Genomic DNA, 24,515 nt, shown 5'->3' on the forward strand with positions numbered 1-24,515 from the left:
ACATGAACCTCGAGCAGCTGCGGTCGTTCGTCGAAGTGGCCCGATTCGGCAACTTCACGCGGGCTGCCGAGGAGCTCTACCTCTCGCAGCCTTCGCTGAGTCGCCAGATCGCCGCGCTCGAGCAGAGCCTCGGCGCCGAGCTGTTCCACCGCGCCCGCGGCGGCTCGACGCTGACCGTCGCGGGAGAGTCGCTGCTGCCGCTTGCGCGCCGCATGCTCGCGGACGCCCAGTCGGTGCGACGCGAACTCGCCGAACTCGCCGGGTTGGAGCGTGGCCGGGTTCGGCTCGGCGCGACGCCGACGCTCTGCATCAGCCTCGTCGCCGAGGTGCTCAGCGCCTTCCACGCCGAACATCCGGCCATCGAGCTGCATCTCTCCGAACAGGGGTCGCGGGGCCTGCTCGACGAACTCGGCGCCGGCGAGCTCGACCTCGCGCTCATCGTCACGTCGGAAGCCACGACCGCCGAGCGCTTCACCGTGACCCCGCTGCTCGTCGAGGAGCTCGTGGTCGTGTCATCCGCTGCTCTGCCGCCGGTCACCACCGACGACAGCATGGGGCCTCCGGATGTCGCGCGCCTGCCGCAGATCGTCTTCAGCTCGACCTATGACCTGCGCGCGACGACGGATGCCGCGTTCCGCGCGGCGGACCTCACCCCCGAGGTGGTGCTCGAGGGGGCGGAGATGGACGCCGTGCTGCGGTTCGTCGAGCGCGGGCTCGGCGTCGCGATCGTGCCCGCGATGGTGCTCATCGACCGGCCCGGGCTGCGGTCGGTGCGGCTCGAGGCGCCGACGCTCGAGCGTACGATCAGCCTGGCGCGGCCCGCGGATGTCGCGGCGACGGCTGCGGTCGAGGTGATGCAGACGACGATCGCGGCGACGGCGGTGGCCTTCGCGGGGCGGGCGGGCGAGACGATGCGGCTCGCGGGAGCGATGGAGTGGCGGAGATGATCGGCCGGCTCAGCCGGCATCCGCTCGCATGCCGGACGACCCGAGCACCCGCTCGACCGTCAACTCGAGCACGACGCGGTGCGGGTTGACGCGCGGCTGACGATATCGGGCCGCGTAGAGCTCGACGGCGAACGCGACCGACTCCGGGTCCGACAGGATGCGCACCGGTCCCTCGAAGCTGATCCACCTGGCGCCGTCGACGGTGTTCACGCTCGCCCGCCCTCCGCGCTCGGCGTTGACGAACTTCTGCGAGCCGCGACTGCCGATCACGCGGACGACGCCATCCAGGTAGGTGATCCCGACGGGCACCGAATGGATCCGGCCCGACCGGCCGATCGTCGAGAGCGTCGCGAGATGGCGTTCGGCGAGGAACTGCCTGGCCGCGTCGGTGATCACGGGGGTTGCACTCCTCGCAGGGGTCGGGGACTGTCGCTGCAGCCCAGTCTGTCAGCTGTGTCGTGTCGCAGAATCGAATGGTGTCATCTGCCGCCGCCGAGTTCATCGACCGCACCCTCCGGGCCGAGGGCTCCGAGGAGCGCGCGGCCGCAGACGCGGAGCGGGTCGGCGGCGGCCTGCACTTCTACGGGGCATCGGTGGGAGCGGTGCGCGGCACGGTCCGCGACGCCCGCCGGCGGCACCCGCGCATGACGCACGACGAGATCACCGCGCTCGCGTCGGAGCTGTGGTCGACGCCGGTCTACGAGCGACGGCTCGCCGCGATCGTCCTCCTGCAGGGCCACGTGACCGAGCTGCTCGCGTCAGACCTCACGCGCCTCGAGCAGTTCCTGCGCGATGCACGCGTCCCGGAGCTCGTCACGCCCCTCGCCGTCGACGTGGTGCGTCCGCTCATCGGCCGGCTCGAGGGCGCCGAGGCGTTGCGCTCGCGAGGGATCGTCGCCCGATGGGCGAGCGAAGATGACGCACACCTCCGTCAAGCGGCGTCTGCGATCTGACCGGGCCCGCCGTCACGTCACGACGCGGAACCGGAGATGGGTCGCGACATCCGTGGCAGATCGATGTCCGCTCCGGACGTTCGGCGTAGGGTGTGCCGCGAAGGGGATCCTGCGGGGAGCGATGGGAGGAAGGCGGCCATGACGAGATTCGGCATCGACGCCCTCGTCGCGCTGCGGCTGGTGCAAGAGGGGGTCGTGGTTGCCGAGGGCCACCAGCTGGTCGCGCCGAACGTGCTCCGCTCGCAGGTCCTCTCGCTCCTCTATCGCGAAGTCCGCCGCGGTGAGCTCAGCCGCGATGCGGCTCGCGCGCGGCTCGACCGGCTCTCGTCGATGCGCGTGCGGCTACTCGGTGATCGGGTGTCACGCGCGGTCGCGTGGCAGATCGCGGAACAGCTCGATTGGGATGACACGACCGCGGCAGAGTTCGTCGCCGTCGCGAAGCTGCAGGCCGACGCCTTCATCACCCTCGACGCGGACCTTGCCCGCCGTGTCGAGGGCGTTGTCACGATCGCGCCGTTCGAGGCCCTCGTCGCGGCCTGAGCGCGCTGAGGATGGCGGTCGACGAGCGCTGCTGCGAACGACGCGGCTCCCTGATACTGGACGCATGACCACGGACCGCACGCCCCTGTCGTGGAGCGCACAGCTCCAGCGAGATCCTCGGTATCGATTGATCGCGTCGGTCGGTCAGGTCCTGGGCGCTCCGTTCTTCATCGTCGTGGGAGTCGCGCTTTCCATTCGGTCGCCCTGGTGGCATATGCTCACCGTCGCCGCCATCGCGCTTCTCGCGTGGGGTGTCATGGGCGTGTGGCGGTATCGCAATGCATTCACTTTCGGGAGGCCGACCGGCACGGATCGGCCGCTGGCTTAACCCCCGAGCCGCTCGACGATCGCCGCGACCTCGGCCCGCGCCTCGTCGTCGAGCCCGCGGATCGGCAGCGGCAGGCACGAGCGATGGGCGAGTCCGAGCTGCTCGGCAATCGCAGCGACGACCCGGAGGCTGCCGTGCAGCGCGAACAAGGCCCAAAGCGGGCCGAGCCGGTCGGAGGCGGCGCGGGCGCCGGCGGCATCCGCTGCCTGCACCGCCCGCATGATCGCGAGGGCGGGTTCGGGAAGCGTGCCGGCGATGACCGAGTACCAGGCGTCGCATCCGGCGAGCAGGGCGGTGGTGGCGAAGGCGTCGCCGGAGATGCCGATCGTGACGTGGGCGGGCAGGCGCCGGCGGACGGCGTCGACACGGGCGGCCGCCGCATCCGCTCGACCGGGGATCGGCGGGATCTTGATCGAGGCGACGTTCGGCAGCTCGGCGATGCCGGCGTACAGCTCGTCGGTGAACGCGAAATGCGTGGTGCCGGGGTTGTCGTAGACGATGAGCGGCACCGAGAGGTCGCGCGTGACATCGGCGTAGAGGCCGAACACGTCGTCGGGAGTGAGCGGCTGGTAGGTGAGCGGCGCGAGCAGGAGGCCGGCCGCGCCCGCCTGCTGCGCGTCGTCGGCGAGCGCCTGCACGTGACTCGTGCGCAGCGCGCCGATGCCGACGAAGACGGGGACGTCGCCCGCGTGCTCGACCGCGATGCGCGCCGCGGCCGCGCGCTCCTCGCGCGAGAGGTAGGGGGCGGCGCCCGTCGAACCGAGGGCGGTGATCGAGTCGACGCGGGCGTCGGCCAGCCGCACGATGATCCGGGCGTAGGCCGCCTCGTCGAGCGCGTCGTCGCGCAACGGGGTCAGCGGGAAGGCGCTGAGGCCGGTGAATCGTGCGGCCCGCTCGGTCATGTGCTGCTCCGATCTGGGAAGCGGTCGGCGAAGCCCGCGATGCCGTCGAGCACCACGCCGAGGCCGATCTCGAACGACGACGCGAAGACGTAGTCGGTGCTCGCGGCGTAGAGCGCGGCGGCTTCGGCGATGCGGGGGAACGCCGCGAGGTCCATGCCGGCGCGCAGGTCGGCGGGGGAGTCGGGTAGGCCCGCGGTCTCGAGCATCGACTCCTGCAGCGCGTACCCGAAGACGAACGCGTCGAGCAGCGCGAAGGCGTGGGCGGATGCCTCGACCGAGAAGCCGGCGCGACGCAGCACGTCGAGCACGGCCTCGTGTGCGGCGAGGGTCGACGGGCCCGGGTGGGCGCGGGTCTCGAGCACCGACAGCGCCCAGCGATGGCGGGCGAGGAGGTCGCGCATCGCCCGGCTGCGGTCGGCGAGCTGCTCGCGCCATCCGTCGCTGTCGGCCCGGGGGAGCGGGACCTCGGCGAACACGCGGTCGACCAGTGCGTCGAGCAGCACGTCCTTCGAGGCGACGTAGTGGTAGATCGCCATGGGCTTCACGCCCAGGTCGGCCGCGAGGGCGCGGATCGTGAGCGCCTCGAGGCCGTCGCGGTCGGCGAGCGCGAGCGCCCCCTCCATGACTCGATCACGGGTGAGGGTGTTGCGCGCGGCCCTCGGGCTTGACATTCGGCCAGCGTACCGTACGCTGTACCGTACGACGTACCGTACAACGTACAGTACCTTGGTGCGAACGGATGCCGCCGGCATCCGTCACCGGAACGGAGCAGAACCCATGAACGCCTCGACCACCGCTCTCGCGGTCACCGACCGCGCCCCAACCCCCTCGACCGCCGCCTCGACCCGCGCCGCCGCGCTCGTCGCGGGCATCTCCCTCGCCCTCATGGCGGTGCTCGCACCGCTCGGGCTGTTGGTGGCGCTCCCCGCCGGCCTGACCGGCCCGGCCGCGGTCGCCGTGCTCGTGATCGCCGTGCTCGACGTCATCGTCGGCGTCGCGCTGTACCCGATCCTGAGGCCGGGCGGCGAGCTGATCGCCCAGGTCGCGGCCGCGCTGCGCGTCGCCTACGGGGCCGCCTTCGCCGTCGCCGCCGGCGCGCTCCTCGAGCCCGCCGATCCCGAGCGGTTCCAGGCGATGTGGGATGCCGCGCTGTTCGTGTTCGGCCTGCACCTGCTCGCCGTCGGCATCGCCGCCGTGCGCGCGTCGAGCATCCCGACCTGGATCGGCGTGCTCGTGCTCATCGCCGGCGCCGGGTACGCCATCGACGCCGTGAGCGTCGCGCTCGCGCCGTCCGCGCCGCTCGGCATCGGGCAGTTCGTGTTCGTCGGCGAAGTCGTGCTGCTCGTGTGGCTCATCGGCTGGGGCGGTCGCCGCACCCCCGCCGTCAGGTGACCCGATACGCGGCGTAGCGCACCGCGTCGGCGTCGCGCACGCACGAGGCGACGAAGACGGCGTGCTCGAGGTGCGCGAGCGCCGCGGCATCCGTCTCGATCGTGATCACCGTGCGGAAGTAGTAGCGGTCGGGGGAGACGTCGTCGCCGGCCAGCAGCGCCGCCAGCACCTGCGGTGGGCCGGTGCGGACGCCCGCCACCTGGAGGTAGATCAGTTCGCCGCCGGGCGTGCGCGCGGTGTAGCGGCCGTCGACCTCGATCGCGCCGTCGTCGCGGACCACCTGCCAGTCCGCCCCGCCGGGCAGGATCTCCGCATCGAGTCCGCCGGTGACCTGCCCGCCGATGATCGGGATGACGCGTCGGTGACCGGCGCGTGTGCGCCCGTGGTCGGCCAGCGGGCCGAGGCGCACCACGACGTCGAACGCGTGCTCGAGCGTCGGGACGGTGGGCGTGTGCGTCATCGGGGCTCCAGCGCGACGGTGAGGGAGGAGCGCGCGTTCAGCGCGTCGGGGTGGAAGCCCGCCGCGGCCTTGTACTCCGCGGCGATCCGCTCGAGCTCGGCCTGCGGAATGACGTCGTGGATGTCGTCGAACCCCTGAGGTGCGCGCTCGTGTGCGAGCAGCATGACCTGCTCCGGGCCGGTCCGGCGCGTGAGGCCGAGCAGCTTCTCGGTCGCGGGGCGGCGGATCCGGTCGTACGCCTCGAGGGCCTCCTCCGGCGACGGCGCGGTCGAGAGCTGGTACGCCACGGTGCGCGCGTCGAGGATCGCCTGCGAACCGCCGTTCGATCCGTTCGGGTACATGGCGTGCGCGGCGTCGCCGAGCAGCGTCGTGCGCTCGAACGTCCAGCGCGGCAGCGCGTTGCGATCGACCATCGGGTACTCGAGGATCTCGTCGGCCGCCGCGATCGCGCCCGGGATGTCGAGCCAGTCGAAGCGCCAGTCGCGGAACAGGTCGACGATCGGCGCCGGATCGACCGACCGGTTCCAGTCCACGTCGGGGCTCCCGGCTCCGCGCCGCTCGGCGATGAAGTTGATGCGCTGACGGCCGTCGGCCCCGCGCTCCTCGAGGGGGTACGCGACGAACTTCTGCTCGCCGTCGCCGGCCATGACCATCGTGCGGCCGTCGAGGTACGTCTGGATCGTCGCGGTGCCACGCCACAGGGTCAGCCCGCTCCACACCGGCTCGCCGTCATCCGGGTACCGAAGCGCCCGCAGCGCCGAGTGGATGCCGTCGGCGCCGATGACGACGTCGGCCTCCACGTCGACCCTGCCCTGCTCGGTCTCGAACGTCGCGGTGGCCGTGCGCTCCCCGTCGTCGATGCCGACGAGCCGCTGGCCGAGGTGGACGATGTCGCCGAGGCGCTCCTGGACCGCGTCGAGCAGGGTCAGCTGCAGCCGGCCGCGATGCACCGACAGCTGCGGCCACCGATAGCCGGCCGCGAGCCCGCGCGGTTCACTCCAGATTCGCTGGCCGTGCCGATTGAAGTACCTCAGCGTCGCGGGTGCGACGCCGAGCGCGGCGATGCGGTCAGCGAGCCCGAGCTCGGTCAGCTCGCGCATGGCGTGCGGCAGCAGGTTGATGCCCACGCCCAGCCCGCGGATGCGGTCGGCCCGTTCGAAGATGCGGATGTCGCGGAATCCGGCCGCCTCGAGGCTCAGGGCGGTCGCGAGGCCGCCGATGCCGGCGCCGGCGATGACGATGCGCATGGGATGACTCCTTCGGTGGCCGGGCCGTCGGACCCGATCGGTCTGGTACTAGCGGCGAGCCGGCTCGGGCGCCGGATGCTCGTCGACCGAGGCATCCGCCACCACCCGGCCGTCGACGAGGGTGAGCAGCACGCGTGCGCGCCCGAGGTCGTCGGGATCGGCGGTCAGCGGATCGAGGTCGAGCACGGTGACGTCGGCGACGGCGCCGAGCTCGAGCACGCCACCGCGCTGCCCGATGGTCGTATGCGGATGCGTCGTGAATCCGCGGAGGGCGTCGACCGCGCCGAGCGCCTGCTCCGGGTGCACGGGTTCGGCGTCGGGGTCGTCATGCGGACGTCGCAGGCGGGCGTCGGCGAGGATGCCGACCGCGTCGCTCGGCGCGATCGGCCAGTCCGAGCCCAGTGCAAGCGGAACGCCGGCGCGGACGAGGTCGCCCGTGCGGAAGCCGCGTGACGCCCGCTCCTCGCCGAGACGCGTCGACCAGTGATCGCTGCCGTCGGCCCGGGTGAACAGGGTGCAGTGCGTCGGCTGCATGCTGGCCATGATCCCGGACGACGCGAAGAGCTCCAGCGCGGCATCCGTCATCGTCTCGATGTGCTCGACCCGATGGGTCGCGTTCCGGCGCGGCAGCCCGGCGATGGCGCGCACGACGAACTCGATGCCGGCATCGCCGATGGCGTGCGTCGTGGTCGGGATGCCGCGGCGGTCGAGATCGGTGAGCGCCTCGCGGTACTGCTCGGGGTCGAGCCAGAGCGACGTCGTCGACTCGCCGAGGCAGTCGGGCTCGTGCAGCCACGCGGTTCCGTTGTCGATCGTGCCGTCGATCATGAGCTTCACGCCCTCGACGACCCAACGGCGCCCACGCATGCCCTGCAGGCGTGCGAGCCGGTCGACCTCCTGGACCGCGGTGCCGGGCTCGAACCACGGCGACATCCGGAGTCGGATCGGCAGGTCGCGAGTCTCCTCGATGGCCCGCAGCAGTTCGATCGTGTCGGGCGCCAGGTCCTGCACCTGCCCGGCGGTGAAGCCGGCGCGGGCCATCTGCATGAGGACCTCGTAGAGCCCGTCGACGCGCTGGTCGAAGGTGAGCTGCGGAACGAAGGGCTCGACCAGCGCCATCGCCTGCAGTTCGAGCAGGTAGCCGGTCGGCCGGCCCGTCGCATCGGTGACGACCCGGGAGCCGTCGGTGAACCGCTCGTCGCCGTGGCATCCGGCGATCTCGAGGGCGCGGGTCGACGCCAGCGCCGCGTGCGCGTCGAACAGCCGGATGAACGCCGGGCGGCCCGGGGAGACGTCGTCGAGCACGCGGTTGGTGACCTCGCGGCCCTCGAACGCGTTCGGGTCGAGGCCCCAGCCGAGGAGCCAGTCCCCGTCGCCCAGGCTCTCGAGCTCGGCGCGGAGCCGCTGCTCGACCTCGGCGAGCGTGCGGCAGCCCGTGAGGTCGGCGCCGCGCGTGAGGGCGAGGCCGAACACGGGGTGGATGTGGCTGTCGACGAAGCCGGGGAGGATGGCCGCGCCGGGTAGTTCGATCACCGCGGTGGCGTCGTCGATGAGACCCTGCAGCTCGTCGCGGTCGCCGATGGCCAGGATCCGCCCGTCGGCGATCGCCACGCCGGTGGCGCCCTCCGGGGCGAGGTTCCCGTCGGCCATCGTGATGACCGCTCCGCCGAAGAGGACGGTCTCGGCCCTGGCATCCGTGCTCATCGCGCCTCCACCTGCTCCCCGCCGCCGATGCGGGCGAACTGCTCGGGCCGGTTGGAGCGGAGGACGAGCGCGTACACCGCGCCGGCGACGAGGACGAGCGGCACCACGGTCAGGATGACGGCGTTGATCGCAGGACCGGCCGCGGTGAGGAAGTCGATCGTCGAGACGAGGATCGCGAGCAGCACCGTCATCGCCACGATCGAGAAGACGGCCGCCGGGAGCACGTACCACTTCCGCTCGAGGTGGCGGTTCCTGAGGATGAAGATCAGCACGGCGATGGAAGCGAGCAGCTGCAGCGTGATGATGCCGTAGACACCGGGCGAGTTCACCAGGATGACGAGCTGCGTCAGCGGGTCCAGGCCGGCGATCCCGAACGCGAGCACGACGGCGATCGCGACGGCGGTCTGCAGCAGCCCGGCCAACCAGGGCGCGCCGGTGCGGTTGGTGCGGTTGAAGAGGGCGGGCAGGATGCCGTCGCGCGACAGCGCGAAGCTGTACCGGTTGATGGCGTTGTGGAACGCCAGCTGCCCCGCGAAGATGCTCGACACGATCAGGATGAACATGACGGCGACGCCCCACTCGCCCACGTACTGCCCCATGGCGATGAAGAAGAACGCGGCCGGGTCCTCGGCGATCACGCCCTGGGCCGCGGCGTCGCCGAAGGCCTGGATCACCAGCCAGAGCGTGCCGGTGTAGAACAGCGCGAGGAACGCCACGGCGATGTAGGTCGCCCGCGGGATGGAGCGGGCCGGGTTGCGGGTCTCGTTGCGGTACAGCACCGTGGACTCGAAGCCCATGAACGCGGCGAATCCGAAGCCCAGGATGGCGAACATGCTCGGCGTGAAGATGTTCTCGGGGGCGAAGGTGGCGAATCCGAGGTCGCCGCCGCGCTGGCTCAGGATCGAGGCGGCGAGCACGAGCAGCAACGCCGTCTCGAGCACGAGCAGGACGCCGAGCACGCGCGCGCCGACGTCGACGCCGGCTGCGGCGAGGCCGAAGACCATCACGGCGCCGACGACCGCGAGCATCCACCACGGCAGCTGGATTCCGAAGACCTGCGCCAGCATGCCCTCGGCCATCACGCCGAAGAGTCCCCACAATCCGATCTGCAGGAGGTTGTACGACGCCCACGCGAGGAATCCGGCGCCGAGGCCGACGACCTTGCCCAGCCCGACGGCGATGTAGGTGTAGAAGCCGCCCATCGGCTTGAGGTTTCGGGCGGTGAAGAGGAAGCCGATCGAGAAGATCGCGAGGACAACGCCGGCGATCGCATAGACGAGCGGTGCCGAGACGCCGCCGATGAGGACCGCGAGGGGTCCGATTCCGGCGAGCACGCTGAGGGGAGCGGCGGCCGAGACCACGAGGAAGACGACGCCCCATGTGCCGAGCGCTGCGGTCTTCAGCGTTCCGGTCTTGGGTGCCTCGTCGAGGAGGGTCGAATCCAGGGTCACGAGCAACTCCTTCGTTGATGCCGACACGTGCGCGCTGCCCGTGGCGGAGGGGTGACCCGGCTGAGTCTGCCTCATCTCGAGCGAATGCGCAATCGATTGTGCAAATTTGTCCGCGGTGCGAACGTGGTCGCATAGGATCGGTCCGGGGAGGGGATGCATCCGATGGCCGCCACACGCCCGCCGACGCTGCAGGATGTCGCCGACCTCAGCGGCGTCTCGCGGGGCACCGCGTCGCGGGCGCTCTCAGGAGGCGGACGGGTGTCGGCTGAGACGCGAGCCCGCGTGGCTGCCGCCGCGGCCGAGCTCGACTTCTCGACGAACAGCGGGGCCCGGAACCTCCGACGTGCGCGTGCCGGCTCGATCGGCCTCTGGCTGCCCCAGGGCCTGCGGTTCATGGAGTACTACATGAACTTCACCCTCGGCGTGGTGGAGGCGACGAACGACCGCGAGCTCACCGTGTCGCTGATCCCCGGCGACTTCCCGCCGGGCAAGGCGCGCAGCCTGCACGTCGACGGTTTCGTCATGGCCGACGTCGACGGGCATGACGAGCTCGCGCGGGCGATCCTCGAGACGGGTCGGCCCGTCGTCACCTCCGAACTCGTCCCGCACGGCGTGCCGCAGCCGACGGCATCGGTCATGGCCGATCACGCCGCCGCGACCCACCTGCTCCTCGACCGGCTGCGCGCCGGCGGCGCGACCTCGATCGTGGTGCTCATCCCCGAGATCGACCAGATGTGGGTCCAGGGGGTCCATGCCGCCGCCGCGCGCTGGTCCGCCGAGACCGGCGTGGGATTGTCGTTCCAGCCCCTCACCGGCATCCCGCTGGCGACGGCGCTGCGCCGCATCGTCGACGACCTCATCGCTGCGCGGCCGGATGTCGATGCCATCGTGTGCGTTCCCGACGGGCTCGCCGTGGGCATCCTCTCGACCCTGCAGGAGCGCGGTCGCGCCGTGCCCGGTGACATCCAGATCGTGTCGTACGTCGACAGCGCGACGCTGCCGATCGTGCACCCGCCGATCAGCGCGCTCGACCTGCGACCCCGCGAGGCCGGTCTGCGCTCCGGGCAACTGCTCGTCTCGATGCTCGACGGCGAGGGCCCGGTGACGGAGGACGGGGCGACGCTCGTGGAGACGTTCGACCTCGAGTATCACGAGCGGGCGTCGACCCGTCACGCCGAGGGGAGCACTCGCTGATGGGATTCGCGCTTCCCGCCCCGGGCGTCGTGCTCGGCGTCGCCTCCCTCGTGCTGAGGGAGGGCGCCACGCTCGAGACCGCGCTCGTGGTCGTGCGCGCCGCCGTCGACGCCGGCGTGCTCGCGATCGACACCGCGCGTGCCTACGCCACGGTCGACGACGACGCCGCGGGGGAGCGGATCGCGCAGGCGGCCCGCGCGCAACGGCCCGACATCCCGATCATCACCAAGGCCGGGCACTTCCGGCTGGGTCGGGCGGCGTGGGATGTCGACGGCAGCGCCGAGCGCGTGCGCGCCGACGCACTGCGCAGCCGCGCGGTGCTCGGCGCCCCGCCCTCGCTGCTGCTGCTCCACCGAGCCGACCGGGTCGACGACCTCGACGCCTCGGTGCGCGAGCTCGCCGCGCTGCGAGACGAGGGCGTCGTCGAGGCGATCGGCCTGTCGAACGCCTCGGTCGAGATGCTCGACCGGGCCCGTTCGATCACCACGCTCGACGCCGTCGAGAACCGCTTCGCCCTCGGGCTCGACACGGCCGCCGAATACCACTACTGCGTCGACGCCGGCATCCCGTTCCTCGCCTACGCGCCGTTCGGCGGACCCAGGTCGACGCCGTTGGTGACCCACATCCCGCGCGTGGCGGCGCTCGCCATGACGCGCGGCATCTCGGTGCACCGCGCGGCGCTCGCGGCCATGCTCGAGGCGATGCCCGGCGCGTGGCCCGTCGTCGGTTCGACGCGCGTCGAGACGGTGCTCGACTCGATCTCCTCGGCCGACCTTGTCGTCGACGACGAACTGCGGCGGGCGTTGGGCGAAGACCTGCGCTCGCGCGGCGTCGGGCTGTAGGGAGCTGCCGGCCCCGTCGGCAACGGCCCGGCTCGTCGCGAGATGCGACTGCCGGGCCGGGTGCGCCGGGGGAGGAACGGCAGCTCGGAGGCGCGCTACCTGACCTTCTTGCGGTAGACGGACATCGCGAAGGCATACGCGACGACCATGATGCCGACGAGCCAGGCGAGGGCGATCCAGATGTCGGTGCCGACGGGTTCGCCGGCGAACAGGGCGCGGGTCGAGTCGACGATCGCGGTCACCGGCTGGTTCTCGGCGAACCAGGCGACCGGTGCGGGCATCGAGTCGGTCGGCACGAATGCCGAGCTGATGAACGGCAGGAAGATCAGCGGGTAGCTGAACGCGCTCGCACCGTCGACGGTCTTCGCTGAGAGGCCTGCGATCACGGCGATCCAGGTCAGCGCGAACGTGAACAGCACGAGGATGCCGGCGACGGCGAGCCAGGCGCCCACGGATGCTCCGGTGCGGAAGCCCATGATGAGCGCGACGCCGACGACGATCGCGACCGACACCACGTTCGACACGACCGAGGTGAGCACATGCGCCCAGAGGACGCTCGACCTGGCGATCGGCATCGACTGGAAGCGTTCGAAGATGCCGCCCTGCATGTCGAGGAACAGCCGGTACGCGGTGTAGGCCACGCCCGACGCGATCGTGATGAGCAGGATGCCGGGCAGCATGTAGTCGATGTACGACTCGGTGCTGCCGGTGTCGATCGCTCCGCCGAACACGTACACGAACAGCAGCATCAGCGCGATCGGCGTGACCGCGGTGGTGATGATCGTGTCGGGGCTGCGGAGGATGTGCCGGAGCGAGCGCCCGGTGAGGGTGCCGGTGTCGCCGAGGACGTGCGTGGTCATCGCGAATCCTTTCGTGTCGGAGCGGCGCCGTCGGCAGTGGAGTCGGCGTCGGTGGTGGTCGCCGTCTCGCCGACGAGCGCGAGGAAGACCTCCTCGAGCGAGGGCTGCTTCTCGACGTACTCGACCTTCGCGGCCGGGAGGAGCAGCTTGAGTTCGGCGAGGGTGCCGTTCTGGATGATCGTGCCCTGGTGCAGGATCGCGATCCGGTCGGCCAGGTGCTCGGCCTCGTCGAGGTACTGCGTGGTCAGCAGCACCGTGGTGCCGTTGCTGGCGAGCGTCCGGATCGTGTCCCACACCTCGAGGCGGGACTGCGGGTCGAGCCCGGTGGTGGGCTCGTCGAGGAAGATCACCGGCGGGTCGCCGATGAGGCTCATCGCGATGTCGAGCCGACGGCGCATGCCGCCCGAGTACTCCGCCACCTTCCGGCCGCCCGCATCGGTGAGCGCGAAGCGGGCGAGCAGGTCGTCGGCGATCGCACCTGGGTCCTTCAGGTGACGGAGCCTCGCGACCAGGACGAGGTTCTCGCGGCCGGTGAGCACGTCGTCGACGGCCGCGAACTGGCCGGTCAGGCTGATCGCCTCGCGCACGTCCTGCGCCTGCGTCGCGACGTCGAACCCGTCGACGCTCGCCGTGCCGCCGTCGGCCCTGAGCAGCGTCGACAGGATCCGCACGACCGTGGTCTTGCCCGCTCCGTTCGAACCGAGCAGGGCGAAGATGCTGCCCTGCGCGACGTCGAAGTCGACGCCGCGCAGCACGGCGAGGTCCTTGAACGACTTCTCGATGCCCCGGACGCGGATCGCGGCGTCCGTCCGCACCGCGGTGGTCATCGTGATCCCTCCTCTCGCTTCGCGTCGTCGATCGCCTTCGTCAGACGCGCGCGCTCCTTGTCGATCCACTGGGTGCCCCCGTAGGCCTGGGTGAACGTCTCGGCGAACTCCACGGGGTCCTCGCCGACGATGGCGCTTACCGGCGTGCCGTCGACGGCGGCGCGTTCCCAGAGGTCGGCGGAGTCGGCGAGCATCTTGACCATGGTGTCGCCGTCGGTGATGCCCCCGTAGTACATGAAGTACCGGTCGAATGCCTTCGCAGCCGCTCGGTACGGCTCGGGGAGCGCCTGGATGCGCGCCTTGTACTGCTTGTACTGCTTCTTCTGCTCGAGCGACCCGGTGAGGGTCTCGATCCACTTCGCGGCCATGGTCACTTCTCTCCTTCGTGGAGCTGTTCGATACGTTCTGCGAGGAAGCTCCATGTCCTCCAGAACTCGTCGAGCTCGGTTCGTCCCTGCGCGTTGAGCGTGTACACCTTGCGCGGCGGCCCCTTCTCTGAGGGCACCTTCTCGACATCGACGAGGCCGCGCTGCTCGACCCTGACCAGCAGGGCGTAGACGGTCCCCTCGGCGATGTCGGCGAAGCCCCGATCGCGCAGCCGCGCCGTGATCTGGTAGCCGTACGCCGGCTCCATCGCGAGGATCGCGAGGACGATGCCCTCGAGCGTGCCCTTGAGCAGCTCGGTCATCTGCTTGCCCATCGACGCCCCCTCTCTCTACTCAGCGTTACTGATTACCGGTACATAGTAAGCATGAGTACCGGTACATAGCAAGACTGAATAGTGAGGTCGTCGGCTCGCGTCGACTCCCGGGACGACTGGACTCCGTCTCGCGCGTGACCCGCCCGGCGCGGATAGGCTGCACGAGTGGGTCGCCGACGCGGTTCTCGGATGACACGGCGATCGATGGCCCGACGGGCACACGACTGATCCCCGCCCGAAACGGAGCCGCTGATCGATGTCCTGGGATGACGATTCGCACGATGACCGACCGGGTCGTCCGATGCAACCTGCGACCTGGCGGCAGGCGCTCCTCCAGGCCGCGGGATACGCCGGACTCGTGGTCGCGGTCGTGGCGCTGGTGATCGGGGCGGTCTCCCTCCCGGCCCTGATCGGGACGGCGGTCAATCCCGACGGGTTCGCCGCGCCGTCGGCGCACGGGCAGGGCGTGGCGCTGCCGCCGGTGAGCGCGCCGCTCGACGGCGGCGACGAGGGCGACGACGGCGACGACGGCGACGGGATCGACGAGGCAGATCCGGCGAAGGATCCCACCGACGTGACCGGGTCGGATGTCGCGCCGCTGGTGGAGCCCGACGTCGAGGTCGTCGACGACTGGGTCTCGCGGACCGCCTCCGCGACCGGGATCCCCGCGCGTGCGCTGTCGGCGTACGCCCTCGCGCACGTCTCGATCGCCCAGGTCGAACCCGACTGCGGACTCGACTGGACGACCATCGCGGCGATCGGCGCGATCGAGTCCGGCCACGGCAGCCATGGCGACGCGGTGCTCGCCGACGACGGGACGGTCCAGCCGACGATCCTCGGCCGCGCCCTCGACGGCGACGGCGTGGCCGCCATCCGGGATACCGACGGCGGCGCCCTCGACGGCGACGCCAGGTGGGATCGCGCGGTCGGCCCGATGCAGTTCATCCCGTCGACCTGGGCGATCTGGGGGATCGACGCCAACGGCGACGGGGTCGCCGACCCGAATCACATCGACGACGCCGCGCACGCCACCGCGCTGTACCTCTGCGCATCCGGGCCGATGACGAGTCCCGAGGGCTGGCGCGAGGCCGTGTTCTCCTACAACCACGACAACGCCTACGTCGACAAGGTGGCGACGATCGCGAACGGCTACGTGGCGTCGGTCGGGTGACCCGACCTTCTCATCGCGCCGTGAATGCCCGGAGCTCATGCGAGACTGCCCCGGTGACGGACATCGAACTCGCGCGGATCGCGGCCGGCACCGTCACCCTGCACGACGCCCGCCGCACGGTGCGATGGAGCGTCGACCTCGAGCCGTTCGAGATCGGCGTGTACCCGGTCACGCAGGAGCAGTTGGGGGAGATGCTCGGCGAGAGCGCGTCGTACCCGCACCCGCGCCGTCCGGCGACCGACGTGAGCTGGCTGCGCGCCATCCGCTTCTGCAATGCGGCGTCGGAGTGGGAGGGCCTCGACCCGGTCTACGGGTACGACGGCGAGGACGTCACGTGGCACGTCGACGCCGACGGCTACCGACTGCCGACCGAGGCGGAGTGGGAGTTCGCGTGCCGCGCCGGTTCGACGGGCCCGCACTACGGTCCACTCACCGAGATCGCCTGGACGAGCGCAGACGGCGTGACCGCTCCGCAGGAGGTCGGCGCGAAGCTGCCGAACCTCAACGGGCTCTTCGACACGCTCGGCAACGTGTGGGAGTGGTGCTGGGACCTGCTCGACCCGGCGCGGTACGACGACTACCGGGTGTTCCGCGGCGGCGGGTTCGCGGATGACGCGTGGAGCGTTCGCGCGTCGACGCGCCGCGGCGGGGCGCCGCGGATGCACCACGAGGACGTCGGGTTCCGGGTGGCGCGCGGCGGCTTCGAGACGACGGATGCCGCGCAGGGCTGGTCCGCGGCGACCGACCTCGAGCGCGCCGCGATCGACGGCCCGCTCCCGCCCGGGTGGACGCCGCGACGCTGAGCGACCGGAGCCAAGCTCCTCACGCTCGCGGCACGCGGGCGCTCACGTCGAAGCGCACTCGATGAAGCGCGGCCACGATGGCAGAGGTCAGCGCTCCGAGCTCACGCACCCCGGCTCGACCGGCTCGCCGGCGAACCGGGCAGCGGTCCACTCGATGAGCTCCGGCACGAGCGGCGAGTCCGGTTCGACCAGGGGCACGTGGTCGCGGCCCTCGTAGACGCGGTAGTCGACCTGCTGGCCGGCGGCGCAGAGGTCGTCGACGTAGGCGTCCTGCGCCGGCCGCACCACCAGCTGGTCGGCGGCGCCCTGGCCGATGAGGAGCGGTGCGAGGATCGTCGGCGGTGGCGTGTTCTCGACGAGGCGCTCGCCGAAGGCGCCGGTGGTCGGGTCGGCGGCGCCGATCTCGGGGTCGCGCGAGAGCCCGAGGACGCTCAACACCGACGCGAAGCTGCTCGGTTCGGCGAGGCACCGCTCGGCCATCTGCCGCACGGTGACCTCCGCCCCCGGCCGCACGTACTCGCGGTACGTGACATCCGGGTAGATCGCGGTGTAGGCGGCGATCACGAACGACTGGAAGATCGACCCGCCTGTCACCTCCGGGAGGTTCTCGATCAGGCCGGTGAGGTTGGACGCCGGCGCGAGGGCCGCGACGCCCGCGAGGTCGAGGTCGGGTGCGTACCCGTCGGCGATCGCGCCGGTCCAGAGCGCGGCGCCGCCGCCCTGCGAGTGGCCCCAGACGACGGTCTGATCGCCGAGGTTCGCCTCCTCCAACTCGGATGCCGCGCGGCGCGCGTCCAGCGCCGCGTGCGCGCTCGGCCGGCCGATCAGGTACGGGTGGGGCCCGGGGGTCCCGAGCCCCAGATAGTCGGTCGCCACGAGCGCCCAGCCGTTGTCGAGGATGTCGGGCAGCAGGAACAGCGCGCCGGACTCGAACGGCTCCTCGGCGAGCGACGGCGCGCACGGCTGCGCGAATCCGGTGGTGCCGTGCGTCCAGTCGATGACGGGGAAGTCCTCACCCTCGGTCGGCACGACCACGAGTCCGCTGGCCACGGCGGGCTCGCCGGCGTGGTCCGTGGTCGTGTAGAGGATCCGCCATCCGACGGCGTTCTCCGGCACGCCTCGCGTGAACGGCTCGGCTCGGATCAGCCGCCCCGGCTCGCCGGGCACGTCGCGCGGCGCCGCGTAGAACTCGTCGACGACGGGCGAGCCGCCTCGGAGCGTCGCGCTGATCGATCCGGCGATGACCGCGAGGAGCACGGCGACGACTGCCGCGATGGTCCGCGTCCATCGCCGCACGCCCGTGGCTGCCCCGGCCGCGCGACGCGACGGCTGCGTGCCGCGCACGGCATGCCAGGCCAGCAGCAGACCGACGATGATGAGCCGCGCGCCGAACACGACCGCGACGACGAGCAGCGTGATGTCGGGCCACAGCAGTGCGAGGAGGCCGAACGAGATGCCCGCCACGCCGAGCAGCGCGGCCGCGATGCGCGCGTCCCACGTCTGGCCGCGCCGGAACGCGGCGAGGAGCGACAGGACGCCGTTCACGATGAGCGCGATGGCGACGACCAGTGCGACGGTCCGCACCGTGAGGCCGGGGAAGAGGAGCACGAACAGGCCGGCGATGATCCACAGCGCCGCGGTGACGACTCGCCACCTCGGCGTGCGTTCCTCGTCGTCGGGGTCGCCGCCGCCGGCGAGTTCGAGGATGCCGCTCAGGACGAGTCCGGCGCCGATCAGGATCGCGAGGACCCCGAGGGAGGTCGTCGGCCGGGTGAGGATGACGGCGCCGAGGATGACCGCCACGACACCGAGGGCGCCGCGGACCCACCGCGGAAGGCGGGCGAACCACGTGTCGAGCCTGGTCGTCATGCGTGCTCCTCGGAAGCTCCCGTCACGTGCTCACTCTGGCATGCGTCCGGATGATCGCGCGAGCGCCCGAGGGCGACGCGTGATCAGCTCAGGAGCAGGTACACGCCCGCGGCGAGCGTGAGTACGAGCACGATCCGCTCGAACCATGCCGGCGAGATGCGGCGCGCGAGCCGCCATCCGACGAGGGCACCGACGATCAGGGCCGGGACGAGCACGAGGTTGAGCAGCAGCGACTCGGGCGTCATGAGGCCGAGCCCGACCGAGAAGGGCACCTTGAATGCGTTCACCACCAGGAAGAACCAGGCGGCGGTGCCGAGCACCGCCTGAACCGGGAGGCGGGATGCGACGAAGTAGAGCGACATCACCGGCCCCGCGGCGTTCGCGATCATGGTCGTGAAGCCGCCGAGCGGCCCGAAGACGTGCGCGAGTGCGGGAGGAACGGGCCGCGTTTCGGCACGGTCGCGACGTCGGCGCAGCATGAGCGCGAGGCTCAGTGCGACGAGGAACACCAGGATGGCGCCGATGATGCGGCGCACCGCCTGGTCGTCGGCGAACCACAGCACCACCACGCCGAGCAGCACGCCGACGACGACGGAGGGAACGAGTCGCCGGAGGATCCGCCAGTCTGCGTGCGCGTGGTACATCCGCACCGCGATGAGATCGCCGACGAGGAGCAGGCCGAGCACGGCGCCCGTCGACGCCTTCGCCGGCAGCACCGAGGCGAACAGTGCCGTGGGAACCGGGCCGAACGCCGGCATGCCGCTCTTGGAGAGCCCGACCGCGCTCGCGGCGAGCGCGAGGAGGAGCCACTCGAGCGCGGTGAATTCGGGCACGCAGCCACCTTCGCACGGCGCCGGGGTCAGGCTCGATCGGATGACGCGGGCGGATCGTCGCCGTGCGATGCAGCGACCGCCGCCTCGGCCGCGCGCTCCACCCACTTCGGCATCGCCCCGTAACGCTGGAACGGCACGAGACGGCCGGCCGCGCTGTCGTCGATGAGCTGGGCGAGCCGGCGCTCGCGCGTCGCCTGCTGCTTGGCCGTGAGCAGCCAGTGCGTGACGAGTCGACGATAGGTGGGGGTCGCCGCAGCCCAGAAGGCGGATGCGGCGGCATCCGCCGCCAGCCGCGCCGCGTACTCGGGAGGCAGTTCCTGCTCGGCGTTCTCGTGCGAGTACACCGAGGACCGATCGTCGCGTCGACGCTCGAAGGCCGCGAGGCCGGCGGGGTGCATGCGGCCCTCGGCAGTGAGCCGTTCGACGTGCGCGATGTTCACCGCCGACCAGATGCTCGAGGGCTTGCGCGGGGTCCAGCGCTGGCGCCGCGCATCGTCGTCGATGCGCTGCGAGACCGAGTCGATCCAGCCGAAGCACAGCGCTTCGGGGACCGCCTGCTCCCAGGTCAGCCCGCGACCCGGGACGTGCTTCTTGTAGAGGCCCATCCACAGCTCGGTCGCCGTCTCGTGGTTCGCCTCGAGCCAGGCGCGGAACTCCTCCGGCCCGGAGAAGAACAGCGCGGGGCGATCCGGGGTGCCGCCGGGGGTGCCGATCGTCGGGCTCATGCCGTGAGTCTGCCACCGCCCGCCGACGCCGGGCCCCGGTCGGCCGACGCCGGCCCGGGGTCAGCCGGCTGCCGGAGCTTACGGCAGTTCGAACGCCGTGCCGCCCAGTGCGACCGCCGCGAAGCTCAGGATGAGGCCGGTGCCGATGACGACCGCGGCGATGCCCAGCATGAGCAGGGTGCCGAAGATCGAGGCCTTGGACTCGCGCCCTCGGGGCTGCTGGTCGAGCCGATCGGCGGAGGTCGGGCGGTACAGCGTCATCGCGTGGTCCTTCGTTCGGCAGCGGTCGGGATGCTCCTCCGATTGTCGCAGCTTGCCGTCGGCGCGACATCCGTTTACCATCGACTGAGCGATATGTGAATGGTGTATTCGATTATCGAACACAGGCCAGGCGCAACGCACAGCAGACCACGACGATGTGAAGGAGCACCCGTGCAGTTCCACCACCACGGATATGTCTCGGGCAACCCCCGGGTGAAGCCGGCCGCCGGAGTCGGCATCGACCGCCCGGAGGAGCTGCCCGACGAGGTCGACGTGCTGATCGTCGGTTCGGGCCCGGCCGGCATGATCGCCGCCGCGCAGCTCGCGCAGTTCCCGAACGTCGTGACGCGCATGGTCGAGCGCCGCCCCGGCCGCCTCGTCATCGGCCAGGCCGACGGCATCCAGGCGCGCAGCGTCGAGACCTTCCAGGCGTTCGGATTCGCCCAGGAGATCATCGCCGAGGCGTACCGCATCACCGAGATGGCCTTCTGGAAGCCGGACCCCGCCGACCCGTCGAAGATCATCCGCACCGCGCGCCCCGCCGACGACCCGACCGGCGTCAGCGAGTTCCCGCACCTCATCGTCAACCAGGCGCGCGTGCTCGACTACTTCGCCGAGGTCGCCGCGAACGGCCCGACCCGCTCGGTGCCCGACTACGGCTACGAGTTCGTCGGCCTCGAGATCGCCGACGACTCCGAGGGCGCCGACCACCCGGTCACGGTGACGCTGCGGCGTACCGCCGGCGACCGCGAAGGGCAGGAACGCGTCGTCCGGGCGAAGTACGTCCTCGGGGCGGATGGCGCGCGCAGCGGGGTGCGCGACTCGATCGGCTGCACCATGAAGGGCGACAAGGCCAACCACGCGTGGGGCGTCATGGACGTGCTCGCCGTCACGGACTTCCCCGACATCCGCACGAAGTGCTCGATCCAGTCCGAGGCGGGCAACATCCTGCTCATCCCGCGCGAGGGCGGGCACCTCTTCCGCATGTACGTCGACCTCGGCGAGGTGCCGGCCGACGACCACCACAAAGTGCGCGAGACCACGATCGAGCAGATCATCGCTCGGGCCAACGCGATCCTCCACCCGTACACGCTCGACGTGAGGAACGTCGCGTGGCACAGCGTCTACGAGGTGGGCCACCGCCTCACCGACCGGTTCGACGACGTGCCGACGGATGCCGCGGGCACCCGCACCCCGCGCGTGTTCATCGCCGGCGACGCCTGCCACACGCACAGCGCGAAGGCCGGCCAGGGCATGAACGTGTCGATGCAGGACGGCTGGAACCTCGCGTGGAAGCTGGGCCACGTGCTCGAGGGCCGCAGTCCCGAGAGCCTGCTCGCGACGTACTCCGCGGAGCGGCAGGTCGTCGCGAAGAACCTCATCGACTTCGACAAGCAGTGGTCGACGATGATGGCGAAGAAGCCCGAGGAGTTCGCGAGCCCGTCGGAGCTCGAGGACTTCTACGTGCAGACCCACGAGTTCCCGGCCGGCTTCATGACCCAGTACGAGGCTTCGCTCATCGTCGGGGAGGCCGCGCACCAGGAGCTCGCGACCGGGTTCGCGGTCGGCAAGCGCTTCAAGTCGGCGCCCGTCGTGCGCGTCGGCGACGGCAACCCGATCCACCTCGGCCACCACGCGACGGCCGACGGGCGGTGGCGCATCTACGTGTTCGCCGACACGGCACGTGCCGGCGAGGCATCCGCGGTCGCCGATCTCGCGGAATGGCTGCAGACGGCGCCCGACTCGCCGATCGCCGCGACCCCCGAGGGGCTCGACCGCGACGCGTGGTTCGACGTCAAGGTCGTCTACCAGCAGCCGCACACCGAGGTCGACCTCGGCAGCGTGCCGAAGGTGTTCCTGCCGCACGTCGGGCCGTTCCAGCTCGTGGACTACGAGAAGGTCTACGCCGCCGATCCGGCGGACGACATCTTCGAGCAGCGCGGCATCGCCCGTGACGGCGCGATCGTCGTCGTCCGGCCCGACCAGTACGTGTCGCACGTGCTGCCGCTCACGGCGACCACGGAGCTCGCGGAGTTCTTCGCGCCGATCCTCCGGGCGGGCGAACGCGAGCCCGCGAACGCCTGAGGCGCGCCGTCAGCCGGCGGCCGCGCCGCCGCGCCCGAACGCCTCGGCGAACGGGCGCGGCGCGCGACCGGCCGGCTGCTCCGGCCGCGGGCCCGGGTGCGGCAGCGACGGCGTCGGCATCGTCACCGGGCGATCCCGCTCGAGGGCGACCTCTTCGTCGAAGTGGCGGACGGTCACCGGTTCGCCGTCGACGAGCGTGTAGGTCGTGGCATCCGTCGACGTGTCGACCCGGATCACCCGGCCGCAGAACCGGATGCCGAACTCGAGCCGCGTGAGCTGCGGGGGCAGGCGCGGCGCGAACCGGACCTCGGTCTCGCTGTCGCGGAACCCGCCGAACCCGGCGACGAGCGCCGTCCAGATGCCCGCGAGCGAGGCCAGGTGGACGCCGTCCTCGGTGTCCCCCTGCACGTCGTCGAGGTCGAGCGTCGCGGCCTCGGCGAGGTAGTCGGCGGCGAGCCCGAGATGGCCCACCTGCGCGGCGATCACCGCCTGGATGCACGCCGACAGCGACGAGTCGCGCACCGTCACGCCCTCGTAGTAGGCGAACGCGCGAGCCGTCTGCTCGGGCGTGAACGCCTCGTGCGCGAAGTACAGCGCGAGCACGAGGTCGGCCTGCTTGGCCACCTGCCGTCGGTACATCCCGAAGTAGGGGTAGTGGTCCTGCAGGGGGTAGCGGTCCGGCGGAGTGCCGGCGAAGTCCCATCGCGCGTACTCGGTGAAGCCCGCCGACTGCTGGTGCACGCCGAGCCGCTCGTCGAACGGCACCACGACGCGCGCGGCCGCGTCGCGCCATCCGTCGATCTCGTCGGACCCCACCCCGAGGCGTGCGGCGATCTCGGGCAGGTCGCCGGCGACGGATGCCGCCGCGCGCAGGTTCTGCGCGGCCATCAGGTTGGTGTACGCGTTGTCGTCGGCCATCGCCGAGTACTCGTCGGGGCCGGTGACGCCGTCGAAGTGCACGCCGCCGTCGTCGTCGCGCCGTGCCAGCGACATCCACAGCCGCGCGGTCTCGACGAGCAGCTCGAGGCCGTGGTCGCGCAGGAATCGCTCGTCGCGCGTGCCGCGGTGGAAGTGCACCACGGCGGCCGCGATCGCCGCCTGGAGGTGCCACGCGATCGTGCTCGCGAGCCAGTAGCCCGAGCTCTCGGTGCCGTCGAGGGTGCGCCACGGGAACGCCGCGCCCTCGAGATGCAGCTCGCGAGCGCGGTCGCGCGCCTTGCCGAGCGTCGCGTGCCGCCAGCGCAGCGCCTCGCGCGCCGCCTCCGGCAGCGTGGAGGTGAGCACGGGAAGCACGAACCCCTCGAAGTCCCAGAACGTGTGGCCCTGGTAGCCGGTGCCCGTGAGCCCCTTGCCGGGCACGGACCGACCGTCGAGGCGCGCGGCCGACTGGAACACCTGGAAGAGCGCGAACCGCACGGCCTGCTGCAGGCGCGGCTCGCCCTCGACGGTCACGTCGGCAGCGCTCCAGAAGTCGTCGAGCCGGCGGCGCTGGGCATCGGCGAGCGCGTCCCACCCCTCGCCGAGCGCGTCGGCGACCTCCGCGTCGGCGCGGTCGCGCAGCCCGCCGTCGGTCGCGTCCGTCGACCACTCGTAGGCCACGGCCTTGGTGAGGCGCAGCCGCTCGCCCGGCCCCAGGCGCACGCCGATCGTGGTCCGCGCGAGGTCCTCCGAGGTCTCGGTGTCGACGCGCCCGCCGCCGGGGGACTCGATGAGGTGGTCCATCGCGGACGCGACGCGGATCCGGCTGCGGCGCACCAGGTGCACGAGGGCGGCCGCCGTGCCGATGGCGAAGTCGCCGACCGGCACGAGCGGGTGCTCGAGCAGGCGCTGCACGCCGTCGTCGGGGTGGGTGTCGTCCGGGATCGGCACGTTCGCCACGAGCTCCGACTGCACGGTCACCTCGACCGCGGCATCCACCGCCTCGACCGCGTACCGCACGGCGGCCACCGCGCGACGCTCGAACGAGACCAGTCGCGTCGACGTCACGCGCACGCGGGAGCCCGACGGCGAGACCCAGTCCACCTCGCGGTGGAGCGTGCCGGCGCGGAAGTCGAGCCGCTGCACGTGTCGATGCAGGCGGCCGGTCCGCACGTCGAACGGCTCGCCGTCGACCAGCAGTCGGATCACCTGCCCGTCGGGCACGTTCACGATGCCCTGGCCCTCGGTCGGGTAGGCGTAGCCCGGCTCGGAGTACGGCATCGTGTACGTCTCGTACACGCCGTTGGCGTAGCACCCCGCGATGCCGACCGGTTCGCCCTCGTCGAGGACGCCGCGCCAGCCGATGTGCCCGTTCGAGAGGGCGAACACCGATTCGCGGTGCGGCAGGCGGTCGGCGTCGAGTCCCTCGAGACCGAGGCTCCACGGGTCGTCGTCGAAGTCGAGCGGGCGGCGTTCGGGGTCGTGTCGGTCGTCGCTCACGGC

26 protein-coding genes are annotated in these 24,515 nt (G+C 71.6%); 10 read left to right on the top strand and 16 right to left on the bottom strand.

From position 1 onward, the window contains the following. Positions 1 to 2: 2 nt before the first annotated feature. The gene (locus ACULK4_RS02990; protein ID WP_445964972.1) at positions 3 to 947 is read left to right on the top strand and encodes a LysR family transcriptional regulator; all 945 of its coding nucleotides are present in this window, start codon (positions 3 to 5) and stop codon (positions 945 to 947) included. Between the two features lie 9 nt (positions 948 to 956). On the opposite strand, the gene ACULK4_RS02995 is transcribed toward ACULK4_RS02990, so the two are convergent. Continuing rightward, the gene (locus tag ACULK4_RS02995; RefSeq protein ID WP_445964973.1) at positions 957 to 1,343 is read right to left on the bottom strand and encodes a PPOX class F420-dependent oxidoreductase; all 387 of its coding nucleotides are present in this window, start codon (positions 1,341 to 1,343) and stop codon (positions 957 to 959) included. A 77-nt stretch (positions 1,344 to 1,420) separates the two neighbouring features. On the opposite strand from ACULK4_RS02995, the gene ACULK4_RS03000 reads away from it, so the two are divergent. The 3 genes from ACULK4_RS03000 to ACULK4_RS03010 all read left to right on the top strand — a co-directional run bounded on the left by ACULK4_RS03000 (position 1,421) and on the right by ACULK4_RS03010 (position 2,768). After that, positions 1,421 to 1,900: a DNA alkylation repair protein gene (locus tag ACULK4_RS03000; RefSeq protein ID WP_445964974.1), complete on the top strand. Its 480-nt coding sequence runs from the start codon at positions 1,421 to 1,423 to the stop codon at positions 1,898 to 1,900. Positions 1,901 to 2,038: 138 nt separating this feature from the next. Beyond that, positions 2,039 to 2,440 carry a hypothetical protein gene (locus ACULK4_RS03005; protein WP_445964975.1) on the top strand — a complete coding sequence of 134 codons (402 nt, stop codon included), beginning with the start codon at positions 2,039 to 2,041 and terminating at the stop codon, positions 2,438 to 2,440. 64 nt (positions 2,441 to 2,504) lie between these two features. Continuing rightward, on the top strand, positions 2,505 to 2,768 hold the full coding sequence (locus tag ACULK4_RS03010; RefSeq protein WP_445964976.1) for a hypothetical protein: 264 nt from the start codon (positions 2,505 to 2,507) through the stop codon (positions 2,766 to 2,768). On the opposite strand, the gene ACULK4_RS03015 is transcribed toward ACULK4_RS03010, so the two are convergent. Together ACULK4_RS03015 and ACULK4_RS03020 are read right to left on the bottom strand one after the other, a co-directional pair. Continuing rightward, a complete protein-coding gene (locus ACULK4_RS03015) occupies positions 2,765 to 3,670 on the bottom strand; it encodes a dihydrodipicolinate synthase family protein (protein ID WP_445964977.1) in 906 nt (301 codons plus the stop codon). The two genes, ACULK4_RS03010 and ACULK4_RS03015, sit on opposite strands and share 4 nt — an antisense overlap. Continuing rightward, positions 3,667 to 4,341, bottom strand: a complete 675-nt coding sequence (locus tag ACULK4_RS03020) for a TetR/AcrR family transcriptional regulator (protein ID WP_445964978.1) — start codon at positions 4,339 to 4,341, stop codon at positions 3,667 to 3,669. Before ACULK4_RS03020 ends, ACULK4_RS03015 begins: the two co-directional genes overlap by 4 nt. A 106-nt stretch (positions 4,342 to 4,447) precedes the next feature. Here ACULK4_RS03020 and ACULK4_RS03025 point away from each other — a divergent pair, with 106 nt between their 5' ends. Beyond that, positions 4,448 to 5,062 carry a DUF4386 family protein gene (locus ACULK4_RS03025; RefSeq protein WP_445964979.1) on the top strand — a complete coding sequence of 205 codons (615 nt, stop codon included), beginning with the start codon at positions 4,448 to 4,450 and terminating at the stop codon, positions 5,060 to 5,062. On the opposite strand, the gene ACULK4_RS03030 is transcribed toward ACULK4_RS03025, so the two are convergent. The 4 genes from ACULK4_RS03030 to ACULK4_RS03045 are packed head-to-tail and all read right to left on the bottom strand — an operon-like array spanning position 5,055 to position 9,924. Beyond that, the gene (locus ACULK4_RS03030; RefSeq protein ID WP_445964980.1) at positions 5,055 to 5,522 is read right to left on the bottom strand and encodes a DUF3237 domain-containing protein; all 468 of its coding nucleotides are present in this window, start codon (positions 5,520 to 5,522) and stop codon (positions 5,055 to 5,057) included. The genes ACULK4_RS03025 and ACULK4_RS03030 overlap by 8 nt on opposite strands. Beyond that, on the bottom strand, positions 5,519 to 6,769 hold the full coding sequence (locus ACULK4_RS03035) for a flavin-dependent oxidoreductase (RefSeq protein ID WP_445964981.1): 1,251 nt from the start codon (positions 6,767 to 6,769) through the stop codon (positions 5,519 to 5,521). The genes ACULK4_RS03030 and ACULK4_RS03035 overlap by 4 nt, the downstream gene beginning before the upstream one ends. Positions 6,770 to 6,817: 48 nt before the next feature. Further along, positions 6,818 to 8,473: an amidohydrolase gene (locus ACULK4_RS03040; protein ID WP_445964982.1), complete on the bottom strand. Its 1,656-nt coding sequence runs from the start codon at positions 8,471 to 8,473 to the stop codon at positions 6,818 to 6,820. After that, positions 8,470 to 9,924 (bottom strand): APC family permease, encoded by a 1,455-nt coding sequence (locus ACULK4_RS03045; protein ID WP_445964983.1) that lies wholly within the window; start codon positions 9,922 to 9,924, stop codon positions 8,470 to 8,472. The genes ACULK4_RS03040 and ACULK4_RS03045 overlap by 4 nt, the downstream gene beginning before the upstream one ends. Positions 9,925 to 10,086: 162 nt before the next feature. On the opposite strand from ACULK4_RS03045, the gene ACULK4_RS03050 reads away from it, so the two are divergent. Both ACULK4_RS03050 and ACULK4_RS03055 read left to right on the top strand, forming a co-directional pair. Further along, positions 10,087 to 11,118 (top strand): LacI family DNA-binding transcriptional regulator, encoded by a 1,032-nt coding sequence (locus ACULK4_RS03050; protein WP_445964984.1) that lies wholly within the window; start codon positions 10,087 to 10,089, stop codon positions 11,116 to 11,118. Further along, positions 11,118 to 11,960, top strand: a complete 843-nt coding sequence (locus ACULK4_RS03055) for an aldo/keto reductase (protein ID WP_445964985.1) — start codon at positions 11,118 to 11,120, stop codon at positions 11,958 to 11,960. The genes ACULK4_RS03050 and ACULK4_RS03055 overlap by 1 nt, the downstream gene beginning before the upstream one ends. A gap of 95 nt (positions 11,961 to 12,055) precedes the next feature. On the opposite strand, the gene ACULK4_RS03060 is transcribed toward ACULK4_RS03055, so the two are convergent. The 4 genes from ACULK4_RS03060 to ACULK4_RS03075 are packed head-to-tail and all read right to left on the bottom strand — an operon-like array spanning position 12,056 to position 14,347. Further along, positions 12,056 to 12,820 carry an ABC transporter permease gene (locus ACULK4_RS03060; RefSeq protein WP_445964986.1) on the bottom strand — a complete coding sequence of 255 codons (765 nt, stop codon included), beginning with the start codon at positions 12,818 to 12,820 and terminating at the stop codon, positions 12,056 to 12,058. Continuing rightward, positions 12,817 to 13,647, bottom strand: a complete 831-nt coding sequence (locus ACULK4_RS03065) for an ABC transporter ATP-binding protein (RefSeq protein WP_445964987.1) — start codon at positions 13,645 to 13,647, stop codon at positions 12,817 to 12,819. The genes ACULK4_RS03060 and ACULK4_RS03065 overlap by 4 nt, the downstream gene beginning before the upstream one ends. Then, the gene (locus ACULK4_RS03070; RefSeq protein ID WP_445964988.1) at positions 13,644 to 14,015 is read right to left on the bottom strand and encodes a DUF1048 domain-containing protein; all 372 of its coding nucleotides are present in this window, start codon (positions 14,013 to 14,015) and stop codon (positions 13,644 to 13,646) included. The genes ACULK4_RS03065 and ACULK4_RS03070 overlap by 4 nt, the downstream gene beginning before the upstream one ends. Positions 14,016 to 14,017: 2 nt before the next feature. Then, a complete protein-coding gene (locus ACULK4_RS03075; RefSeq protein WP_445964989.1) occupies positions 14,018 to 14,347 on the bottom strand; it encodes a PadR family transcriptional regulator in 330 nt (109 codons plus the stop codon). Between the two features lie 301 nt (positions 14,348 to 14,648). Between ACULK4_RS03075 and ACULK4_RS03080 the strand changes: the two genes are divergently transcribed. Both ACULK4_RS03080 and ACULK4_RS03085 read left to right on the top strand, forming a co-directional pair. After that, complete coding sequence (locus tag ACULK4_RS03080; protein WP_445964990.1) at positions 14,649 to 15,518, top strand: lytic transglycosylase domain-containing protein; 870 nt, start codon at positions 14,649 to 14,651, stop codon at positions 15,516 to 15,518. A 53-nt stretch (positions 15,519 to 15,571) separates the two neighbouring features. Further along, positions 15,572 to 16,321, top strand: coding sequence for a formylglycine-generating enzyme family protein (locus tag ACULK4_RS03085; protein WP_445964991.1), 750 nt, complete (start codon positions 15,572 to 15,574; stop codon positions 16,319 to 16,321). An 87-nt stretch (positions 16,322 to 16,408) separates the two neighbouring features. Here ACULK4_RS03085 and ACULK4_RS03090 read toward each other — a convergent pair whose 3' ends face one another. From ACULK4_RS03090 to ACULK4_RS03105, 4 genes are all read right to left on the bottom strand, one after another. Continuing rightward, positions 16,409 to 18,190 carry a lipase family protein gene (locus ACULK4_RS03090; protein ID WP_445964992.1) on the bottom strand — a complete coding sequence of 594 codons (1,782 nt, stop codon included), beginning with the start codon at positions 18,188 to 18,190 and terminating at the stop codon, positions 16,409 to 16,411. An 83-nt stretch (positions 18,191 to 18,273) separates the two neighbouring features. Continuing rightward, positions 18,274 to 19,023 (bottom strand): sulfite exporter TauE/SafE family protein, encoded by a 750-nt coding sequence (locus ACULK4_RS03095; RefSeq protein ID WP_445964993.1) that lies wholly within the window; start codon positions 19,021 to 19,023, stop codon positions 18,274 to 18,276. A gap of 26 nt (positions 19,024 to 19,049) precedes the next feature. Beyond that, on the bottom strand, positions 19,050 to 19,748 hold the full coding sequence (locus tag ACULK4_RS03100; protein WP_445964994.1) for a YdeI/OmpD-associated family protein: 699 nt from the start codon (positions 19,746 to 19,748) through the stop codon (positions 19,050 to 19,052). A gap of 78 nt (positions 19,749 to 19,826) precedes the next feature. Beyond that, positions 19,827 to 20,009 (bottom strand): hypothetical protein, encoded by a 183-nt coding sequence (locus ACULK4_RS03105; protein ID WP_445964995.1) that lies wholly within the window; start codon positions 20,007 to 20,009, stop codon positions 19,827 to 19,829. A gap of 171 nt (positions 20,010 to 20,180) precedes the next feature. On the opposite strand from ACULK4_RS03105, the gene ACULK4_RS03110 reads away from it, so the two are divergent. Then, positions 20,181 to 22,094: an FAD-binding monooxygenase gene (locus ACULK4_RS03110; protein ID WP_445964996.1), complete on the top strand. Its 1,914-nt coding sequence runs from the start codon at positions 20,181 to 20,183 to the stop codon at positions 22,092 to 22,094. Positions 22,095 to 22,103: 9 nt separating this feature from the next. On the opposite strand, the gene ACULK4_RS03115 is transcribed toward ACULK4_RS03110, so the two are convergent. Beyond that, the gene (locus tag ACULK4_RS03115; protein WP_445964997.1) at positions 22,104 to 24,512 is read right to left on the bottom strand and encodes a glycoside hydrolase family 65 protein; all 2,409 of its coding nucleotides are present in this window, start codon (positions 24,510 to 24,512) and stop codon (positions 22,104 to 22,106) included. Positions 24,513 to 24,515 lie beyond the last annotated feature (3 nt).

The organism is Agromyces selenitireducens, assembly GCF_052748465.2.

What these genes read in the sequence shown, in the direction of transcription:
- ACULK4_RS03055 (WP_445964985.1), top strand. Translation starts at nt 11,118, where the DNA reads ATGGGATTCGCGCTTCCCGCCCCGGGCGTCGTGCTCGGCGTCGCCTCC.
- ACULK4_RS03105 (WP_445964995.1), bottom strand. Translation starts at nt 20,009, where the DNA reads ATGACGCTGTACCGCCCGACCTCCGCCGATCGGCTCGACCAGCAGCCC.
- ACULK4_RS03010 (WP_445964976.1), top strand. Translation starts at nt 2,505, where the DNA reads ATGACCACGGACCGCACGCCCCTGTCGTGGAGCGCACAGCTCCAGCGA.
- ACULK4_RS03090 (WP_445964992.1), bottom strand. Translation starts at nt 18,190, where the DNA reads ATGACGACCAGGCTCGACACGTGGTTCGCCCGCCTTCCGCGGTGGGTC.
- ACULK4_RS03050 (WP_445964984.1), top strand. Translation starts at nt 10,087, where the DNA reads ATGGCCGCCACACGCCCGCCGACGCTGCAGGATGTCGCCGACCTCAGC.
- ACULK4_RS03015 (WP_445964977.1), bottom strand. Translation starts at nt 3,670, where the DNA reads ATGACCGAGCGGGCCGCACGATTCACCGGCCTCAGCGCCTTCCCGCTG.
- ACULK4_RS03060 (WP_445964986.1), bottom strand. Translation starts at nt 12,820, where the DNA reads ATGACCACGCACGTCCTCGGCGACACCGGCACCCTCACCGGGCGCTCG.
- ACULK4_RS03035 (WP_445964981.1), bottom strand. Translation starts at nt 6,769, where the DNA reads ATGCGCATCGTCATCGCCGGCGCCGGCATCGGCGGCCTCGCGACCGCC.
- ACULK4_RS03100 (WP_445964994.1), bottom strand. Translation starts at nt 19,748, where the DNA reads ATGAGCCCGACGATCGGCACCCCCGGCGGCACCCCGGATCGCCCCGCG.
- ACULK4_RS03030 (WP_445964980.1), bottom strand. Translation starts at nt 5,522, where the DNA reads ATGACGCACACGCCCACCGTCCCGACGCTCGAGCACGCGTTCGACGTC.
- ACULK4_RS02990 (WP_445964972.1), top strand. Translation starts at nt 3, where the DNA reads ATGAACCTCGAGCAGCTGCGGTCGTTCGTCGAAGTGGCCCGATTCGGC.
- ACULK4_RS03020 (WP_445964978.1), bottom strand. Translation starts at nt 4,341, where the DNA reads ATGTCAAGCCCGAGGGCCGCGCGCAACACCCTCACCCGTGATCGAGTC.
- ACULK4_RS03000 (WP_445964974.1), top strand. Translation starts at nt 1,421, where the DNA reads ATGGTGTCATCTGCCGCCGCCGAGTTCATCGACCGCACCCTCCGGGCC.
- ACULK4_RS03065 (WP_445964987.1), bottom strand. Translation starts at nt 13,647, where the DNA reads ATGACCACCGCGGTGCGGACGGACGCCGCGATCCGCGTCCGGGGCATC.
- ACULK4_RS03005 (WP_445964975.1), top strand. Translation starts at nt 2,039, where the DNA reads ATGACGAGATTCGGCATCGACGCCCTCGTCGCGCTGCGGCTGGTGCAA.
- ACULK4_RS03025 (WP_445964979.1), top strand. Translation starts at nt 4,448, where the DNA reads ATGAACGCCTCGACCACCGCTCTCGCGGTCACCGACCGCGCCCCAACC.
- ACULK4_RS03080 (WP_445964990.1), top strand. Translation starts at nt 14,649, where the DNA reads ATGCAACCTGCGACCTGGCGGCAGGCGCTCCTCCAGGCCGCGGGATAC.
- ACULK4_RS03070 (WP_445964988.1), bottom strand. Translation starts at nt 14,015, where the DNA reads ATGGCCGCGAAGTGGATCGAGACCCTCACCGGGTCGCTCGAGCAGAAG.
- ACULK4_RS03075 (WP_445964989.1), bottom strand. Translation starts at nt 14,347, where the DNA reads ATGGGCAAGCAGATGACCGAGCTGCTCAAGGGCACGCTCGAGGGCATC.
- ACULK4_RS03040 (WP_445964982.1), bottom strand. Translation starts at nt 8,473, where the DNA reads ATGAGCACGGATGCCAGGGCCGAGACCGTCCTCTTCGGCGGAGCGGTC.